Consider the following 17,096-nt stretch of genomic DNA (forward strand, 5'->3'; position numbering starts at 1 on the left):
TACAAAGAATGGACAACCTGAACTTAAACAAACACATTTCTGGCCAGTTCAATGCTGAGCTTGAACATATCCGTACGCAGGTTCTGGCGATGGGCGGCCTGGTTGAGCAACAACTGACTGACGCCATCACGGCGATGCACAATCAGGATGCCGAACTGGCGCAACGCGTCATCAAAGGTGATGACAAAGTTAACCTGATGGAAGTGGCGATCGACGAAGCTTGTGTGCGCATCATTGCCAAGCGCCAGCCAACCGCCAGCGATTTACGTTTGGTGATGGCGATTATCAAAACCATTTCTGAACTCGAGCGTATCGGTGACGTGGCAGATAAAATCTGCCGCACGGCGCTGGAAAAATTCTCACATTTGCATCAGCCGTTGCTGGTCAGCCTGGAATCGCTGGGCCGCCATACCGTAGAGATGCTGCATGATGTGCTGGATGCGTTTGCGCGTATGGATCTTGACGAAGCGGTGCGTATTTACCGTGAAGATAAAAAAGTGGATCAGGAATATGAAGGCATTGTGCGCCAGCTGATGACCTACATGATGGAAGATCCACGCACGATTCCAAGCGTGCTGACCGCACTGTTCTGCGCCCGTTCTATCGAACGTATCGGTGACCGTTGCCAGAACATTTGCGAATTCATTTTCTACTTTGTGAAAGGTCAGGATTTCCGTCATGTGGGCGGCGATGCGCTGGATAAATTGCTGACAGACGGTAAAGATGTGCCGAAAGAATAAGGGGTTACTGACATCGCTCCACAAAAAAGGCCTCTGACGAGGCCTTTTTGCTTTCCGATCTATACCCGCGTCCGGTCAGCGCAATTATTTCATCACATAGCGCAGCGCGACCTGTACGGCCAACTGCCGGTAATGGGCGGTCTGTAAATCCACCTCATCCGGATTTTCAAACAAAGCGCCGAACGTATATTGGTTGGCGACCTGGTGCACACACAGGCTGCTGATGAGGCGGTGAACGTCGCGCGCCTGCGCATCTTCCTTAAACAGATGGCTTTGTTTGCCGCGTTCAAGGATATCTTCCAGCAGCGTTAATGCCGTTTTGTTGATCTCACGGATGCTGGTGGACTGGCGGATAAAGCGGCCGCGCAGCATGTTTTCTGTCGATACAATACGGATAAATTCCGGGTGTGAGACATGGAAATCGAAGCTGGCTTCTACCAGTTTGACGATCGCTTCCGCAGGTGGCAACGAAGATAAGTCCAGCTCCAGCTCGTGCTGGCGAATACCGCGATAAACGTGTTCCAGAACCAACATGTACAGGGCTTCTTTGGTCTTATAGTGGTAGACCACCATACGTTTCGTGGTGCTGGCATTGGAGGCGATATTTTCCATGCGCGCGCCCATCAGACCGGATTCAGCGAATTCAGCCAGAGCGCTGTCGAAAATGCGCTGCCTGAGTCCTATCGGATCATTTTTACGTCCCGGCGCCGGGGAACTTTGGCTGCTCAGCGTCTTATCCTCTTCATTAACCACATTCTCGCCACAGAGATTAACCATTGCTTAGCCCAGTTACAATCTGTGCGTTCATACAACTTCGCCGCACTTGACGAATGTGGCGTGAGGGTCCACTACTGTAAGTATCGAAGCCTGACTAAAAGGACACTATTTTGCCTGCAACCACCCGGTTACATTCTATTGCGACAGTTTCAGTACCAGGAACCTTGCCTGAAAAACTTACCGCCATTGCGGCTGCAGGATTTGATGGTGTGGAAATATTCGAAGACGATTTGCTTAAAAGTCCTGTCAAACCGGCGGCTATCCGTAACCTCGCCGATTCTCTCGGCCTGCGCATTTTCCTGCTGCAACCTTTCCGTGATTTCGAAGGGGTTCCGGCAGAGAAGCGGGTTGAAAAACTCGCCAGCGCACGCCGCCAGTTCGACCTGATGAGCGAGCTGGGCTGCGATCATTTACTGGTGTGCAGCAACACCGATCCGGAAAGTTCACCGGAGCGGGAGGTGCAGATTGCCGATCTCGCTGCGCTGGCGGAAATGGCGGAGCTGTATGACATCCGTATCGGCTATGAAGCGCTGGCATGGGGTAAACACGTCAACCGTTACCGCCAGGCGTGGGATCGCGTACGCGAGGTGAACAGTCCGGCGCTGGGCATTGTGCTCGACAGCTTTCATATTCTCGCCGTGGGCGACAATCTTGACCGTCTGGATGAAGTGCCGCTGGAAAAAATCAGTTTCCTGCAACTGGCCGATGTACCGTTCAAAGACATGAACGTGCAGCAGTGGAGCCGTAGTTACCGCTGTTATCCGGGGCAGGGCGATTTACCGCTGGTGGATTTTGTCAGCACGCTGAACCGTAAAGGTTTCACCGGCCCCTGGTCACTGGAAATCTTCAATGATAAAACCCTGCCGCTGGCTGATGGCCTGCGATCTCTGACGGAGCTGGAAAAGCGGATGCAGGCTTACGAAAAATCACTCAGCGAGTGACCTGATACCCCATCTCCCGCCAGATCCCCGGCAGTTCGCGCATGTCGTGGAAAGTGGTCACCAGCGGGTGATCCAGCGGCGGGTTATGCGGATCGGCGCAGTAGTAAAACACCGGGATGCCTGCGGTGATCCCGGCCTGTGCGCTTGCCACGGAATCTTCTACCAGAATGCAGTTTTCCACCGGCACGTTCATGATGTCGGCTGCTTTGTACAAGACGGCAGGATCGGGTTTCCAGCGCTGTAAATCATAGCCGCTGAATAACTTATCACCCATAAAAGGCAGCAATCCGGTCAGGCCGAGAGAGTGCTGCATTTTGGTGACCGGTCCGTTTGAGACGACACACATCGGCACGGTGATTTGTTCCAGTAACTCGCGTGCGCCGTCAATAGGTTCAAGTTTGCTGTCGAAAAGACGGGCAACATGCTGGCGAAACACGACTTCCATTTCTTCTTTCGGCACGTCGATACCGTGCTCTTTATTGACGATCGCGACGATTTCGTAAAGTTTGACGCCTTTGTATTTCTTATACATTTCGTCGAATGAAACCGTCACACCAAAATGCGCGAACATTTCGACATAGGCTTCGCAGCACAACAATTCACTGTCCACCAGCGTACCGTCGCAATCAAAAAAGACACATTCAACCTGTGACATACTTTCTCCCTGTGAGCATTTCATCTATTGGCGTGCATTATGGCACTCTACCCGAACGATAGATTTAATCCCATACATCCAGTGCTGGCGCTTTAGGGCTAAAATCCTTAGGATACCCCCCGATTGTTTTTCCCCCATTTTGGAACTCACCAATGAGCACACCACAGAGCAATGCGACTGCGGGTAAAGGTCTGGCTGAACGTCTGTTTAAACTGACGCAGCACGGCACCACCGTACGCACCGAAACTATCGCCGGTTTAACTACCTTCCTGACCATGGTCTATATCGTTTTCGTGAACCCGCAGATCCTGGGTGTTGCGGGGATGGATAAACAGGCCGTGTTCGTGACCACCTGCCTGATTGCCGCGTTCGGCAGCATCCTGATGGGCGTGATCGCCAACCTGCCGGTCGCACTGGCACCGGCGATGGGCCTGAATGCGTTCTTCGCGTTTGTGGTCGTCGGCGCAATGGGCGTTTCCTGGCAGGTCGGTATGGGCGCGATATTCTGGGGTGCTGTGGGTTTGCTGCTGCTGACTATTTTCCGCATCCGTTACTGGATGATTGCCAATATTCCGGTCAGCCTGCGTGTGGGCATTACCGCCGGTATCGGGCTGTTTATCGGCATGATGGGGCTGAAAAACGCCGGCATTATTGTCCCGAACCCTGACACCATCGTGACCATCGGTAATCTGACCTCGCACAACGTGCTGCTCGGTGTGCTGGGGTTCTTCATTATTGCCGTTCTGGCGTCGCGTAACTTCCACGCCTCGGTGCTGGTGTCGATTATTGTCACGACAGTCATTGGCCTGATGATTGGTGATGTGCATTACACCGGTTTCTGGTCGATGCCGCCGAGCATCACCACGGTTGTCGGTCAGGTGGATTTGAAAGGCGCGCTGAATATCGGTCTGGCGGGCGTCATTTTCTCCTTCATGCTGGTGAACCTGTTTGACTCCTCCGGCACGCTGATTGGTGTGACCGACAAAGCCGGTCTGGCTGATGCGCAGGGCAAGTTCCCGCAGATGAAACAGGCGCTGTACGTTGACAGCGTGTCTTCCGTGGCGGGGGCATTTATCGGTACGTCTTCTGTGGGCGCTTATATTGAAAGCACCTCCGGCGTATCTGTCGGCGGCCGTACCGGTCTGACGGCGGTGGTGACCGGTTTGCTGTTCCTGCTGGTGATCTTCATTTCCCCACTGGCGGGGATGGTGCCGGAATACGCGGCGGCCGGTGCGCTGATTTATGTCGGCGTGCTGATGACCTCCAGTCTGGCGCGTGTTTCCTGGGATGACCTGACCGAAGCGGTTCCGGCGTTCGTGACCGCGGTAATGATGCCGTTCAGCTTCTCGATCACCGAAGGTATCGCGCTGGGCTTCATCTCTTACGTGGTGATGAAACTGGGCACCGGCCGCTGGAAAGAAATCAGCCCGTGTGTGGTGGTCGTAGCCCTGCTGTTTGTGCTGAAAATCGCGTTTGTCGACGGGCATTAATCCGCTGACATCTGCTTAACGCCTGTAAAAAAACAGCCCGCATTGCGGGCTGTTTGTATTTCTGATGACCGGAATTATTGGCTGACGCGGCGCGTATAGTCGGCAAATGCCGTCAGCTGGCCGCGCAGGAAATCGAGCGTCCCCTGGTCGATGACTTCGCCGATTTGCTCATCCACTTTATTCTGGATCACACCACCCATAAATTCGGGTTTATTCATCACCATCGCATCCAGGAACACCAGAATCTGACGCAGATGATACTGACAACGTGCCCCGCCGACCGGACCCATTGAACTGGTCTGGATCAGCACTGGCTTACCGGCCAGTGGCTGATTCGGCAGGCGGGAAATCCAGTCGATCGCATTTTTCAGGCCGCCCGGAACGGAGTAGTTATACTCCGGCGTGACGATAATGACGCCATCCGCCTGACGGATTTGTTCCGCAATCGCTTCAACATCCGCCGGAAAGCCTTCTTCCTGCTGAATATCTGCATCATAGAGCGGCAGTGTACCGATGGAAGGCAACGCCTCAATGCTGATGCCCTCTGGTGCCACTTTTGGCAATGTGCGGGCGACCATTCCGTTGTAAGACGCTTTACGAAGACTGCCTAACAGTGTGACAAACTTCAGTGGTTGAGCTGACATGGGTAACTCCTGTTATGGATGACTTTGCGAAAGGAACTGCCTGTAACCATAAACGAAAAACGGCACGACGGGCGTAAACAAAAGTGAAGTTTTATTTAGCGGGTGGCAGGCTGATGAATTTCATGAAGTGTGGTGATTCAGATTGCTGGTCTGTGGCCAGGGTTTGTGTGCGGGTGAAGCCGTTTTCAGGTTCGTAACGCCAGCACTGCAAACGGATAATCGAGGGTGACTGCGCACATGACCAGATAATGGAACCTTCAATGTCGCTCATCACCTGCGCCTCGGGCGTTACGGTAGACCGTAAACGACCAGAAGCGGGATTCAGGCTGAGCGTAAGCGGACTCTGATCGTTCAGGCCGGACATTTTCAGCATGCTCTGGCGGATACACCACAGTTGCAGAGAGGATTCCACCGGATCGGATTGCATAGCAATCCAGGTTTTCTCCACCGCAGAAAGCTGTAATTGCTGTTGCTGATTCACCAGCGCACTGCGGGCATGAATGATTTCGAGATCGAGGCCGACTTTCCCTTCGCTGCTGATTAAAACACCGACGGTACTTCCTGCATACGCCAGACTGAAATCAGGCAAATCAGGGGATTCAAAACTCGGACGACCGCTGGGTAACGTGATGACGCTGGGAAGTTCAGCGATTCCATAGAGATAGAAAATCATTTCTGCCAGCAGAACGCGGCCGTTTAAGAAACGCTTGCGCTGTTTTTCGGAAAGGTGTTTTGCAAATAATACGATCTCTTGCGGCAACCGGTGTGTATCCGGTTCTGCATCCGTCATTGCCCATCTTGCAAAATGGCACGCCATTGTTCACTCCATGATTAATGGTTCGACCGCAGTTTCTCAATTGTTCTAAAGAATAACATTAAGAGAAATCATTAAAAACCGCTTAAACCCCGCAGTGCCACACACATTCTTCCCTTTTCATACAGTTTTTCATAAACATAAAGTGAAAGTAATCACAGTCTTAATCTCTTATTGGGAAAGAATCTCACTGGAATGATGTTCTGGATTTTTACTCATAAGATTCTTACACCAGATATATCTACTACAGCAACATAAAGAAACGCCAGAAAATGCCGTTACTAATTAAGCAGCGATCTCGCTGCTTTGCCTGCGAGTACCCAAAAATGTTAAAAACGACGCAATCCCGCTTTATCGCATTGATCAGCTTGTTTTTTATTGTGCTGATCATCGTTACGCTTATCGTGATCCAGGTGTATATCGCTCCCCAGCTGAAACAGACAGAAAGTAATCTGGTTGCTAATCAGGTGGATGATGTCGCGGTGGCAATTAATGACCGCCTGAATAAAGTTGAGTCACAGGTTCGCACCATTACCCAGACTGTTGCACAAATGGACAGCGACAGTATCGATCGTTTACTTCCGGCACTGGTTGATCAGTACGGTGACTCTGCCGTGTTTGGTGGCGGGATCTGGCCTCTGCCGAACCAACGCGATCCGGCCAAAATCAAATTCAGCACCTTCTTTGCCCGTAATAATAATAATCAACTGACGGTCAATACTTTCTGGAACAGCGCCGAATCCCCAAACTATTTCGATCAGTCGTGGTATCTGGCGGCATCAAAAGGTGAAAAGGGTCAGTGTGTCTGGGCGCCTGCTTATTTCGATGACGCCAGCACCCAGCCGCGGACTAACTGTGCGATGCCGATTTACAAAGATGATAAGCAATGGGGCGTCGCCACCATTGACGTCACACTGGGGTTCTTTAACCAGCTGGTGACAGAGATGGAGAAAAAGGTTCACGCCAGGATTTATATCGTGGAAAAAGACGGCACCATCGTCGGTACCAGTCATTCCACGGATGAAAAACTGCCGAAACTGGCCTCACTGGGCGAAACTTCTCCGCTGGCGATGCAGATCCGCAAAAGTCTGGATCAGATCAACGGGCAGGCGAGTCTGGTGGCTGACTACGATAATGACGGCACGTCGCACACCATGTTTATGAGCAACATTCAGGGGCCGTGGTTTATCGCCACCGACATGCCGACCAGTCAGTTACTGGCGCGCAGCCACAGCATTCTGACGAGTCTCGGACTGGTTCAAATCCCGATGGTCTTGCTGTTGCTGATCGTTCTGATCGCCGCGATTAAAATTTTCATGCGCCAGCTGGCGGCACTGAATAAAAATATCGCCCAGCTTTCTGCGGGCGGTGCCGACTTAACCCGGCGCTTACCGGAAAGCCGCAGCCCTGAGTTCAATCAGATCAACCAGAACTTCAACGGTTTCCTGTCTTTCCTGCAATCCATTCTGCGTCAGGTTGGCGACAGCAGTCTGGCTATCACTTCGGCTTCGCGCCAGATTGCCAGCGGTAACCTGGACCTGTCAGCACGAACCGAAGAACAGGCCAGCTCGATTGTCGAAACGGCAGCCTCAATGGAACAGCTGACCAGCACCGTGAAACAGAACGCTGCCAATGCGGAAGGGGCTAACCAGTTGGCCCGTGATGCCTCGGCTGTTGCCGGGAGGGGCTCGGACGTGGTGAAACAGGTGGTTGAGACCATGGGCTCGATCACCCGCTCTTCACATAAAATCGTCGATATCATCAGCGTGATCGACGGCATCGCTTTCCAGACCAACATTCTGGCGCTGAATGCGGCGGTTGAAGCGGCGCGTGCCGGTGAACAGGGACGCGGTTTCGCCGTTGTGGCATCCGAAGTGCGCAGTCTGGCACAGCGCTCAGCCACTTCCGCACGTGAAATCAAAAAGCTGATCGAGGATTCTGTGGCGGATATCGCCACCGGCAGCGAACTGGTGGCGACCGCCGGAACGACGATGGATGAAGTCATGGGTGGCGTGAACAACGTGGCGACGCTGATGAACGAAATCATGTCTTCCAGTCAGGAGCAAAGTCTGGGCATCGAGCAGGTAAATGTGGCTATCACGCAGCTGGATAACGCCACGCAGCAGAACGCCGCGCTGGTCGAACAGGTTTCTGCCGCTGCGCAGGCGATGCAGGATCAGACCGTTCAGCTGGAGACCGTGGTAGCAGGCTTTAAGCTCTGATTTCGTCTGATTAAAAGTGTTCAAAACTGAGCGGTAAGTGAGCGATCACTTACCGTTTTTTATTTTGCGTAAGGCTCAGTAAAAGGCGTGTTCAGTCATGAAGTTAATCAGGCTGGTCAGTTTGGCGCGTGGCCTGAAGTCGGGCAGATAAACCAGATGCACTGCCCGGGGTTTCGGGATAAAAGACTCAAGTACCGGGATCAGTTTTCCGCTGGCGATATCTTCGGCCAGTAACACTTTGGGTTGCAGCAACAAACCGGCGCCTTCCAGTGCGGCAGCGCGCAGCGCATGACCGTCGTTGGACACATAGCGGCTGTTAACCGGCCACGCTGACGTGGTGCGCTCTGCATTCGCCAGATGCCAGCCTTCACTCTGATTCCAGACGGTATGCACCAGGCACGGGTGCGTTTTCAGATCTTCCGGCGTCGCGGGCGTGCCGAACTGCTGCAAATAGCCCGGAGACGCGCAGATCACCATTTCATAAGGCTTCAGTGGTTTCGCCACCAGCCGGTCATCGCCAATTTCGCCAATACGGATCGCCGCGTCAAATCCTTCGCCGATCAAATCTACCCTGGCGTTGCTCAGTATCAGTTCCACGTTTACTTTCGGGTGTTTTTGCAGATAACGGGCCAGCATCGGCGCCACCACGCTGGAGCCGAGTGATACGGGTGCGCTGATCCGCAGCAGTCCGGTCGGCACGCTTTGCAGGCTTTCCATCGCGCTTTCGGTGAATTTCATCTGCTCCAGCACCCGTTTTCCGTTCTCGTAAAACACTTCACCGGCATCCGTCAGGCTTTGCTTGCGTGTGGTGCGTTGCAACAGGCGGGCATTCAAATACTTTTCCAGCTGCTGAATATGCTTGCCGACCATCACTGCTGAAATCCCCAGCTTTTCCGCTGCTGTACTGAAATTCCCGGTTTCTACCACGCTGATAAAGACCTCGATATTCCGCAACTTATCCACATTACAAACCCTGAGTTAGAACAGAATGAATAATACGATTCTATATCTAACCCGTAGTTTGGTGAAAGATGGTCCTGCAAACAACGTTGAGGAATATCTGATGAAAATTTTAGTGATTGGCGGGACAGGTACATTGGGTAAAGCCGTGATTCAGGAGCTTAGCGCAGACCATGAAATTGTCACCGCAGGCAAAACCCGCGGCGATTTTCAGGTCGATATTACCGATGAAAACAGCGTAAAAGCGCTTTTCCAGAGTACGGGAAAAGTTGATGCGATTATTGCTACTACCGGCAGCCTGCACTTTGGCCCGCTGGTGGAGATGACCGCAGCACAGTTCAATATTGGTTTGCAGAATAAACTGCTTGGCCAGGTGCGCCTTGCGCTGATCGGTCAGTCATTCCTTAACGATGGCGGTTCCATCACGCTGACCAGCGGGATCATTGCTGATGAACCTATTCGTCAGGGGGCAAACGCCACCACGGTAAATGCCGCCGTCGAAGGCTTTGTCCGGGGCGCGGCGATTGAACTGTCACGGGGTATTCGCATCAATGTGGTCAGCCCGACCGTAGTAGAAGAGTCGCTGAAAGCTTACGGCCCGTTCTTCCCGGGCTTTGAGGCTGCACCGGCAGCGCGCGTGGCGAAAGCGTATCGTCGCAGCGTGGAAGGGGCGCAGACCGGACGCGTTTATAAAGTCTGGTAAGGCGTAATTCTTTGAATAAAATAAAAAACCCACATTTTCCAATGTGGGTTTTGTTTGCTGCGAAGAGCGGCTTATTTACCGATACAGAAACTCGAGAAGATACGCCCCAGTAAATCATCCGAGGTAAATTCACCGGTGATTTCGCTCAGCGATTGCTGGGCCAGACGCAATTCTTCCGCCAGCAGTTCACCCGCCCATGCGCCAAGCAGTTGATCTTTACCCTGAACCAGATGCTGTGCGGCCTGTTCCAGCGCCTGCAGGTGACGGCGACGCGCAAGGAATCCGCCTTCCATATTGTGATTGAAGCCCATCACCTGTTTCAGATGATCGCGCAGCAGATCAACGCCATCGCCGGTGCGGGCAGAAAGGCGAATAAGTGAGTGACCATTCACTTCCGTTTGTCCCAGCGCTTCGCCGGTGATATCCGCTTTGTTGCGTACAACGACAATAGGTAAACTCGCGGGCAGGCGGGCCATAAATTCGGGCCAGATGTCCGCAGGCTCGGTTGCTTCCGTTGTTGTACCGTCGACCATAAACAGCACTAAGTCAGCCTGTTCGATCTCATTCCATGCACGTTCGATACCAATGCGCTCAACTTCATCGCTGGCTTCACGTAACCCGGCGGTGTCAATGATGTGCAACGGCATGCCATCAAGGTGGATATGTTCGCGTAAAACGTCACGCGTAGTGCCCGCGATATCGGTAACGATCGCCGCTTCACGACCAGCCAGCGCGTTCAGCAGGCTGGATTTACCGGCGTTCGGACGCCCGGCAATCACCACTTTCATCCCTTCACGCAGCAGGCTGCCCTGACGTGCTTCGGCCCGCACGGCATCGAGATCACCCATCACCGTATTGAGTTTGGCTTCGATTTTACCGTCGGACAGGAAGTCGATTTCCTCATCGGGGAAGTCGATAGCCGCTTCGACAAAGATCCGCAGGTGAGTGAGTGCTTCCACCAGATGATGAATACGGTTCGAGAAAGCGCCCTGTAAGGAGTTAACCGCTGAACGTGCGGCCTGCTCGGAGCTGGCGTCGATAAGATCAGCAATCGCTTCAGCCTGCGCCAGGTCGAGTTTATCGTTGAGGAAAGCCCGTTCAGAGAATTCGCCCGGACGCGCAATTCGCACGTTTTCCAGCGCGATAATGCGTTTAAGCAGCAAATCCAGGATCACCGGCCCGCCGTGGCCTTGCAGCTCAAGCACGTCTTCGCCGGTAAAGGAATTCGGGCCGGGGAACCACAACGCGATGCCCTGATCCAGCGTGCTGCCATCAGCATCCTGAAACGGCAGATAATCGGCATAACGCGGCTTGGGCAGTTTACCTAAGACAGCCTGTGCCACATCACGCGCCGCACGGCCGGAAATGCGCAAAATGCCCACACCACCGCGGCCGGGTGGGGTTGCCTGGGCAATAATGGTATCTGAGGTGCTCATAGCAATGATCTCTGTTGGTCTTTTTACGGATATGCAAAAGGCGATCAAATGATCGCCTTTCTTTTTTATCATCAAGTTTAGCGGTCAGGACGAAAGCCGTCCTGACATTCACTTATGACTTTTTCTTGTCGCGGCTGTGCAGGCCACGTTTTTCCAGCCCGCGATAAATCAGCTGCTGCTGGAGAATGGTGACCAGGTTACTGACGATGTAGTACACCACCAGGCCAGACGGGAACCACAGGAAGAACACGGTGAAGATGACCGGCATGAAGGTCATGATCTTCTGCTGCATCGGGTCAGTGACTGTGGTCGGCGACATCTTCTGGATGAAGAACATCGTGATACCCATCAGAACCGGCAGAATGTAGTACGGGTCTTGTGCTGACAAGTCATGGATCCACAGGATGAATGGCGCGTGGCGCAGTTCAATGGAACCAGACAGCATGTAATACAGTGCCAGGAAGATTGGCATCTGAATAACCAGCGGCAGACAGCCACCCAGCGGGTTCACTTTCTCAGACTTATACAGCGCCATCATTTCCTGACTCATGCGCTGTTTGTCATCACCGATACGTTCACGCATGGCGGCCAGTTTCGGCTGCAACATACGCATTTTCGCCATCGACGTGTACTGTGCGCGGGTCAGTGGATACATGATACCGCGAACAATAAAGGTGATAACGATGATCGAGAAGCCCCAGTTACCGACAAACCCTTGAATGAATTTCAACAGTTTGAACAGTGGCTGAGAGATGAACCATAACCAACCGTAGTCAACCGTCAGGTCAAGGTGTGGCGCGATAGCGGCCATCTTGTCCTGAATTTCCGGACCAACCCACAGGATAGAAGCAACTTGTTGCTGTGCACCTGGTGCAACGGTAAACGGTGTGCCTTTAAAGCCAATCGTTGAAATACCGTTATTGGTGGTGGTGAAGAAGGTATTGGTGTCTTTCGCTGATGGGATCCACGCCGTTGCAAAGTACTGCTGCAACATCGCAACCCAACCACCCTGAGTCGTGACATTCAGTGCTTCGCTCTTATCGAACGCATACTTCTGATATTTGTCATCACTTGAGGAATATGCCGCGCCGCGGAACGTGTGCAGAGCAAAGTTATTGCTGCCGGTATCACGGTGCTTAGGTAATTCGGTGGTTTGTTTCAGCTGACCGAACATGGTCAGTTCAAGCGGGGCAGCCGTGGTGTTGTTGATGTTGTATTCAACGTTTACCGCGTAAGAACCACGTTTGATCACGAAGGTTTTGGTGTAAATCGCACCGTTCGCCGCCGTGTAAGTCATCGGAATGCGCAGTTCAGACTGGCCTTCAGCCATTGTGAAGGTATCGGAGCTCGCCTTGAACAGAGGGCGTTCACCGTTAGCCGGATTGTCTGGACCGTTTTTACCTGTCAGACCACTTTGTGCCTGATAGAGGAAATTAGGAGTAGTTTCCAGTAACTGGAAAGGCTGGTCAGAGCCCAAAGTCGTTGGGTAAGCCTTCAGCAGAGCCTGCTCAATGTCGCCACCACGGGTGTTGATCGTTAATGACAGCACATCACTGTTAACTGTAATTAATTTGCCCTGTCCGCTATCAGGAACAGCCTGATTAGTAGCATCACCGTTTGCAGTGTTCGCAGTCTGTTGCGTGGTCTGGTTGGCCGGTTGCGGAGCGTGGTCCGTTTGCCATGCCTGCCAGATCATGAAAGACACGAACAGCAGAGCGATGAGGAAAAGATTGCGTTGCGAATCCATCGTTAGTGTTCTCTGTTATTGTCGGTTTTCGGCGGTACGGGGTCATCACCACCTGGGTTCAAAGGATGGCATTTTAATACGCGTTTCAAAGTCAACCAACTGCCTTTTAACATGCCAAAACGACCAATTGCTTCAATACTGTATTGAGAGCAGGTTGGTCGAAAGCGGCAATGCGGCCCGAGCAACGGACTGATGAATAGCTGATAACCACGTATCAGCTTTATCAGGATGCGGGAGCCTGTCGGCAATGTCGACGCCATAATTTCTCCAACGCTTCCGTCAGCGCGCGATTATCTAAATCGGCGACACCCTTTTTGGCTACTACCACAAAATCCATCGACGGCAGCGTATGCTGATTCAACCGGAAACTTTCGCGGGTAAGGCGTTTGATCCGATTGCGTTCATGTGCGCGTTTGACGTGTTTTTTTGCGACGGTGAGACCGATGCGGGGATGCCCCAGCTCGTTCAGGCGGCCGAGTATAGTGATTTGCGGCGTGCCAGCCCGTTGTGGCTGCTGGAAGACGAAAGTGAAATGACGGGGAGTTAACAAACGTAACTCCCTGGGAAAAGCGAGCTTAACCACTAAATAGGTTAGCTTTTATTACTTAGAAGCTGACAGACGGGTACGGCCTTTCGCACGACGGCGAGCCAGAACCTGACGACCATTTTTGGTGGCCATACGAGCACGGAAGCCGTGGCTACGGTTGCGCTTCAATACGGACGGTTGGAAAGTGCGTTTCATGGCGATTTCTACCTAAACTTAAATTATTACTGATCAGTAAACGCGAAGACATTTCGGCGAAAAAACGACCGGTGCCTTTGTCGCAACATATAAAGAAGCGGGATTGTAATAACTGTACAGTCCTGAGTCAATTTACATTGCCAGAAATGGTTCAAGTGTTTACCAGAATTGCCCGTGGTCACACCGCAATATCCATCTGGTTATGACCATCAGGAACACAGGCTTCACACGTAGGGCTGAAGATTATACGGACTCTGCCGCAAATCGCAAGGATCCTCGCCTGATCCTTATCCACAGGCGTGCGATCTTTCTCGCAGTATGATGAAATTTAACTCAGCGGACTCCTATTTTTTCACCAGAGTGATGATTACATCGCCTAATTTTAAAAGGATCGGCTAAGCTTACCCACTTGCCGATTGCTGCCTGTGGATAAAAAGGATCTAATCTGTCAGGAAGGGGAGGATCTCTGGGCCGGATTGCGTTATGATCCGCCATTCCGATCGCGATCCCGGCTGGGATGCTATCGACAAAAACCGCAAAAAGCGGTTCGCACGTGACTTTACGCCACTGACAGGGTGGTGAGAGAAATTTTCCCCCATTAGCGGGCGGAACGTGTGCCAAAAATCATGATTTAAAAAATATCCTGATCCTTTTCTTTTTTGATACTTGTTCGAGTGGAGTCCGCCGTGTCACTTTCGCTTTGGCAGCAATGTCTTGCCCGTTTGCAGGATGAACTACCTGCCACAGAATTCAGTATGTGGATACGCCCCCTGCAGGCGGAACTCAACGACAATACGCTGGCGCTGTATGCCCCGAATCGTTTTGTTCTGGATTGGGTTCGTGACAAATACCTAAATAATATTAACGGCTTGCTTAACGATTTCTGTGGCACGGATGCACCGTTGCTGCGTTTTGAAGTCGGCAGCAAGCCGGTGATCCAACGCGTCAGCCAGCCTGTTGCGGCCAGCGTCAGTTCACAGGCTGCGCCTGCCATTCCGCGTCTGGCGCCTTCCCGTCCAAGCTGGGACAGCTCACCGGCTCAGCCTGAGCTGTCTTATCGCTCTAACGTCAACCCGAAACATACCTTTGATAACTTCGTAGAAGGTAAATCTAACCAACTGGCTCGCGCGGCGGCGCGTCAGGTGGCGGATAATCCGGGTGGCGCGTACAACCCGCTTTTCCTTTATGGTGGCACCGGTCTGGGTAAAACCCACTTATTGCACGCCGTCGGTAACGGCATCATGGCGCGTAAAGCCAATGCCAAAGTGGTGTACATGCACTCCGAGCGTTTTGTACAGGACATGGTCAAAGCCCTGCAAAACAACGCCATCGAAGAATTCAAACGTTACTACCGTTCTGTTGATGCGTTGCTCATCGATGACATTCAATTCTTTGCTAATAAAGAACGTTCGCAGGAAGAGTTCTTCCACACCTTTAATGCCCTGCTGGAAGGTAATCAGCAGATCATCCTGACCTCGGATCGTTATCCAAAAGAGATCAACGGTGTTGAAGATCGTCTGAAATCGCGTTTCGGCTGGGGTCTGACGGTGGCTATCGAGCCGCCTGAATTAGAAACCCGCGTGGCGATCCTGATGAAAAAGGCGGACGAAAACGATATTCGTCTGCCGGGCGAAGTTGCCTTCTTTATTGCTAAACGTCTGCGATCGAATGTGCGTGAGCTTGAAGGCGCACTGAACCGTGTGATTGCCAACGCCAACTTTACCGGCCGTGCGATCACTATCGACTTCGTTCGTGAAGCGTTGCGCGATTTGTTAGCGCTTCAGGAGAAGCTGGTCACTATCGATAATATTCAGAAAACAGTGGCCGAATATTATAAAATCAAGGTCGCTGACCTGCTTTCCAAACGGCGCTCCCGTTCGGTAGCCCGCCCACGCCAGATGGCGATGGCGCTGGCGAAAGAGCTGACCAACCACAGCCTGCCAGAAATCGGCGATGCGTTCGGTGGTCGGGACCATACCACGGTGTTGCACGCCTGCCGTAAAATCGAGCAGTTGCGTGAAGAAAGTCACGACATCAAAGAAGATTTCTCCAACTTAATCAGAACATTATCTTCCTAGCGCTATGAAATTTATTGTTGAACGTGAGCATTTGCTGAAACCACTGCAACAGGTCAGTAGTCCGCTGGGTGGACGACCAACGTTGCCTATTCTGGGTAACCTGTTATTACAGGTGACGGATGGCGCGCTGTCGCTGACCGGGACGGATTTGGAAATGGAGATGGTGGCGAAAGTCGCGCTGTCTCAGCCACATGAAGCGGGTGCCACCACGGTGCCGGCGCGTAAATTCTTTGATATCTGCCGTGGATTGCCGGAAGGCGCGGAAATTTCCGTCGCGCTCGACGGCGACCGCATGCTGGTAAAATCAGGCCGCAGCCGTTTCTCGCTGTCGACCTTACCGGCGACAGATTTCCCTAATCTCGACGACTGGCAAAGCGAAGTAGAATTCACCCTGCCGCAGGCCACGTTGAAACGTCTGATCGAAGCCACGCAGTTTTCTATGGCCCATCAGGACGTTCGTTATTATTTAAACGGTATGCTGTTCGAAACCGAAGGTGAAGAACTGCGTACTGTCGCGACCGACGGTCACCGTCTGGCCGTATGTTCTATGCCAATCGGCCAGTCTCTGCCGTCGCATTCGGTGATCGTGCCGCGTAAAGGCGTGATGGAACTGGTGCGTCTGCTTGATGGCGGTGACACCACATTGCAGCTGCAAATCGGCAGCAACAATATCCGTGCTCACGTCGGCGACTTCATCTTTACCTCTAAACTGGTTGACGGTCGTTTCCCTGACTATCGCCGCGTATTGCCGAAAAATCCGGACAAAACGCTGCAGGCAGGCTGCGATTTGCTCAAGCAGGCGTTTGCCCGTGCCGCGATCCTGTCCAATGAAAAATTCCGTGGCGTACGTTTGTATGTCAGCCATAACCAGCTGAAAATCACCGCGAATAACCCGGAACAGGAAGAGGCAGAAGAAATTCTGGATGTCGGTTACGAAGGCACTGAAATGGAAATCGGTTTCAACGTCAGTTACGTACTGGATGTGCTCAATGCACTCAAGTGCGAAGACGTTAATCTGTTGCTGACGGACTCTGTTTCCAGCGTGCAGATTGAAGACGCAGCCAGTCAGTCGGCAGCGTATGTCGTTATGCCAATGCGGCTGTAATCGGGCTATCTGACTTGTCATTTTGCGATCGGGCAGTGTTCG

16 protein-coding genes and 1 pseudogene are annotated in these 17,096 nt (G+C 52.5%); 7 read left to right on the plus strand and 10 right to left on the minus strand.

The window, feature by feature from the left end:
- Positions 1–8 precede the first annotated feature (8 nt).
- Positions 9–740 carry a phosphate signaling complex protein PhoU gene (gene phoU / locus LC431_RS14980; protein ID WP_013577693.1) on the plus strand — a complete coding sequence of 244 codons (732 nt, stop codon included), beginning with the start codon at positions 9–11 and terminating at the stop codon, positions 738–740.
- A gap of 84 nt (positions 741–824) precedes the next feature.
- Here phoU and LC431_RS14985 read toward each other — a convergent pair whose 3' ends face one another.
- Positions 825–1,517 carry a TetR family transcriptional regulator gene (locus LC431_RS14985; protein WP_013577694.1) on the minus strand — a complete coding sequence of 231 codons (693 nt, stop codon included), beginning with the start codon at positions 1,515–1,517 and terminating at the stop codon, positions 825–827.
- 110 nt (positions 1,518–1,627) lie between these two features.
- Between LC431_RS14985 and LC431_RS14990 the strand changes: the two are divergent.
- A pseudogene (locus tag LC431_RS14990) lies at positions 1,628–2,431 on the plus strand (sugar phosphate isomerase/epimerase family protein); the annotation flags it as partial.
- A 16-nt stretch (positions 2,432–2,447) separates the two neighbouring features.
- Here the strand turns inward: LC431_RS14990 and yieH are convergent.
- Complete coding sequence (gene yieH, locus LC431_RS14995; RefSeq protein WP_223510038.1) at positions 2,448–3,113, minus strand: 6-phosphogluconate phosphatase; 666 nt, start codon at positions 3,111–3,113, stop codon at positions 2,448–2,450.
- A gap of 152 nt (positions 3,114–3,265) precedes the next feature.
- Here yieH and LC431_RS15000 point away from each other — a divergent pair, with 152 nt between their 5' ends.
- Positions 3,266–4,603, plus strand: a complete 1,338-nt coding sequence (locus tag LC431_RS15000; protein ID WP_013577697.1) for an NCS2 family permease — start codon at positions 3,266–3,268, stop codon at positions 4,601–4,603.
- Between the two features lie 74 nt (positions 4,604–4,677).
- Here LC431_RS15000 and LC431_RS15005 read toward each other — a convergent pair whose 3' ends face one another.
- Positions 4,678–5,247, minus strand: a complete 570-nt coding sequence (locus LC431_RS15005) for an NADPH-dependent FMN reductase (protein WP_013577698.1) — start codon at positions 5,245–5,247, stop codon at positions 4,678–4,680.
- Between the two features lie 91 nt (positions 5,248–5,338).
- Positions 5,339–6,064: a 4'-phosphopantetheinyl transferase superfamily protein gene (locus LC431_RS15010; RefSeq protein WP_013577699.1), complete on the minus strand. Its 726-nt coding sequence runs from the start codon at positions 6,062–6,064 to the stop codon at positions 5,339–5,341.
- A gap of 323 nt (positions 6,065–6,387) precedes the next feature.
- On the opposite strand from LC431_RS15010, the gene LC431_RS15015 reads away from it, so the two are divergent.
- Positions 6,388–8,283 (plus strand): methyl-accepting chemotaxis protein, encoded by a 1,896-nt coding sequence (locus LC431_RS15015; RefSeq protein WP_013577700.1) that lies wholly within the window; start codon positions 6,388–6,390, stop codon positions 8,281–8,283.
- Between the two features lie 75 nt (positions 8,284–8,358).
- On the opposite strand, the gene LC431_RS15020 is transcribed toward LC431_RS15015, so the two are convergent.
- A complete protein-coding gene (locus LC431_RS15020; RefSeq protein WP_121020037.1) occupies positions 8,359–9,246 on the minus strand; it encodes a LysR substrate-binding domain-containing protein in 888 nt (295 codons plus the stop codon).
- Positions 9,247–9,346: 100 nt separating this feature from the next.
- Between LC431_RS15020 and LC431_RS15025 the strand changes: the two genes are divergently transcribed.
- The gene (locus LC431_RS15025) at positions 9,347–9,946 is read left to right on the plus strand and encodes a short chain dehydrogenase (RefSeq protein WP_126125283.1); all 600 of its coding nucleotides are present in this window, start codon (positions 9,347–9,349) and stop codon (positions 9,944–9,946) included.
- 71 nt (positions 9,947–10,017) lie between these two features.
- On the opposite strand, the gene mnmE is transcribed toward LC431_RS15025, so the two are convergent.
- From mnmE to rpmH, 5 genes are all read right to left on the minus strand, one after another.
- On the minus strand, positions 10,018–11,382 hold the full coding sequence (mnmE, locus tag LC431_RS15030; RefSeq protein ID WP_013577703.1) for a tRNA uridine-5-carboxymethylaminomethyl(34) synthesis GTPase MnmE: 1,365 nt from the start codon (positions 11,380–11,382) through the stop codon (positions 10,018–10,020).
- Positions 11,383–11,494: 112 nt separating this feature from the next.
- Entirely contained in the window at positions 11,495–13,129 is a 1,635-nt protein-coding gene (gene yidC, locus LC431_RS15035; protein ID WP_013577704.1) for a membrane protein insertase YidC, read from the minus strand.
- 2 nt (positions 13,130–13,131) lie between these two features.
- The gene (gene yidD, locus LC431_RS15040) at positions 13,132–13,389 is read right to left on the minus strand and encodes a membrane protein insertion efficiency factor YidD (protein WP_013577705.1); all 258 of its coding nucleotides are present in this window, start codon (positions 13,387–13,389) and stop codon (positions 13,132–13,134) included.
- Positions 13,353–13,712 carry a ribonuclease P protein component gene (gene rnpA / locus LC431_RS15045; protein ID WP_071823635.1) on the minus strand — a complete coding sequence of 120 codons (360 nt, stop codon included), beginning with the start codon at positions 13,710–13,712 and terminating at the stop codon, positions 13,353–13,355. The genes yidD and rnpA overlap by 37 nt, the downstream gene beginning before the upstream one ends.
- Positions 13,713–13,730: 18 nt before the next feature.
- Complete coding sequence (gene rpmH / locus LC431_RS15050; protein WP_009637487.1) at positions 13,731–13,871, minus strand: 50S ribosomal protein L34; 141 nt, start codon at positions 13,869–13,871, stop codon at positions 13,731–13,733.
- A gap of 686 nt (positions 13,872–14,557) precedes the next feature.
- Here rpmH and dnaA point away from each other — a divergent pair.
- On the plus strand, positions 14,558–15,949 hold the full coding sequence (gene dnaA, locus LC431_RS15055; protein ID WP_014333276.1) for a chromosomal replication initiator protein DnaA: 1,392 nt from the start codon (positions 14,558–14,560) through the stop codon (positions 15,947–15,949).
- Positions 15,950–15,953: 4 nt separating this feature from the next.
- Positions 15,954–17,054: a DNA polymerase III subunit beta gene (gene dnaN / locus LC431_RS15060; protein WP_013573353.1), complete on the plus strand. Its 1,101-nt coding sequence runs from the start codon at positions 15,954–15,956 to the stop codon at positions 17,052–17,054.
- Positions 17,055–17,096: the final 42 nt, after the last annotated feature.

The sequence above is a fragment of the Rahnella sp. GSA61A genome (genome assembly GCF_019969905.1).
GTDB classification, from domain to species: Bacteria; Pseudomonadota; Gammaproteobacteria; order Enterobacterales; family Enterobacteriaceae; genus Rahnella; species Rahnella aceris.

Bases quoted from the DNA above. Each gene is read 5' to 3' on its own strand.
- phoU (WP_013577693.1), top strand. From the start codon at position 9: ATGGACAACCTGAACTTAAACAAACACATTTCTGGCCAGTTCAATGCT.
- LC431_RS14985 (WP_013577694.1), bottom strand. From the start codon at position 1,517: ATGGTTAATCTCTGTGGCGAGAATGTGGTTAATGAAGAGGATAAGACG.
- yieH (WP_223510038.1), bottom strand. From the start codon at position 3,113: ATGTCACAGGTTGAATGTGTCTTTTTTGATTGCGACGGTACGCTGGTG.
- LC431_RS15000 (WP_013577697.1), top strand. From the start codon at position 3,266: ATGAGCACACCACAGAGCAATGCGACTGCGGGTAAAGGTCTGGCTGAA.
- LC431_RS15005 (WP_013577698.1), bottom strand. From the start codon at position 5,247: ATGTCAGCTCAACCACTGAAGTTTGTCACACTGTTAGGCAGTCTTCGT.
- LC431_RS15010 (WP_013577699.1), bottom strand. From the start codon at position 6,064: ATGGCGTGCCATTTTGCAAGATGGGCAATGACGGATGCAGAACCGGAT.
- LC431_RS15015 (WP_013577700.1), top strand. From the start codon at position 6,388: ATGTTAAAAACGACGCAATCCCGCTTTATCGCATTGATCAGCTTGTTT.
- LC431_RS15025 (WP_126125283.1), top strand. From the start codon at position 9,347: ATGAAAATTTTAGTGATTGGCGGGACAGGTACATTGGGTAAAGCCGTG.
- mnmE (WP_013577703.1), bottom strand. From the start codon at position 11,382: ATGAGCACCTCAGATACCATTATTGCCCAGGCAACCCCACCCGGCCGC.
- yidC (WP_013577704.1), bottom strand. From the start codon at position 13,129: ATGGATTCGCAACGCAATCTTTTCCTCATCGCTCTGCTGTTCGTGTCT.
- yidD (WP_013577705.1), bottom strand. From the start codon at position 13,389: ATGGCGTCGACATTGCCGACAGGCTCCCGCATCCTGATAAAGCTGATA.
- rpmH (WP_009637487.1), bottom strand. From the start codon at position 13,871: ATGAAACGCACTTTCCAACCGTCCGTATTGAAGCGCAACCGTAGCCAC.
- dnaN (WP_013573353.1), top strand. From the start codon at position 15,954: ATGAAATTTATTGTTGAACGTGAGCATTTGCTGAAACCACTGCAACAG.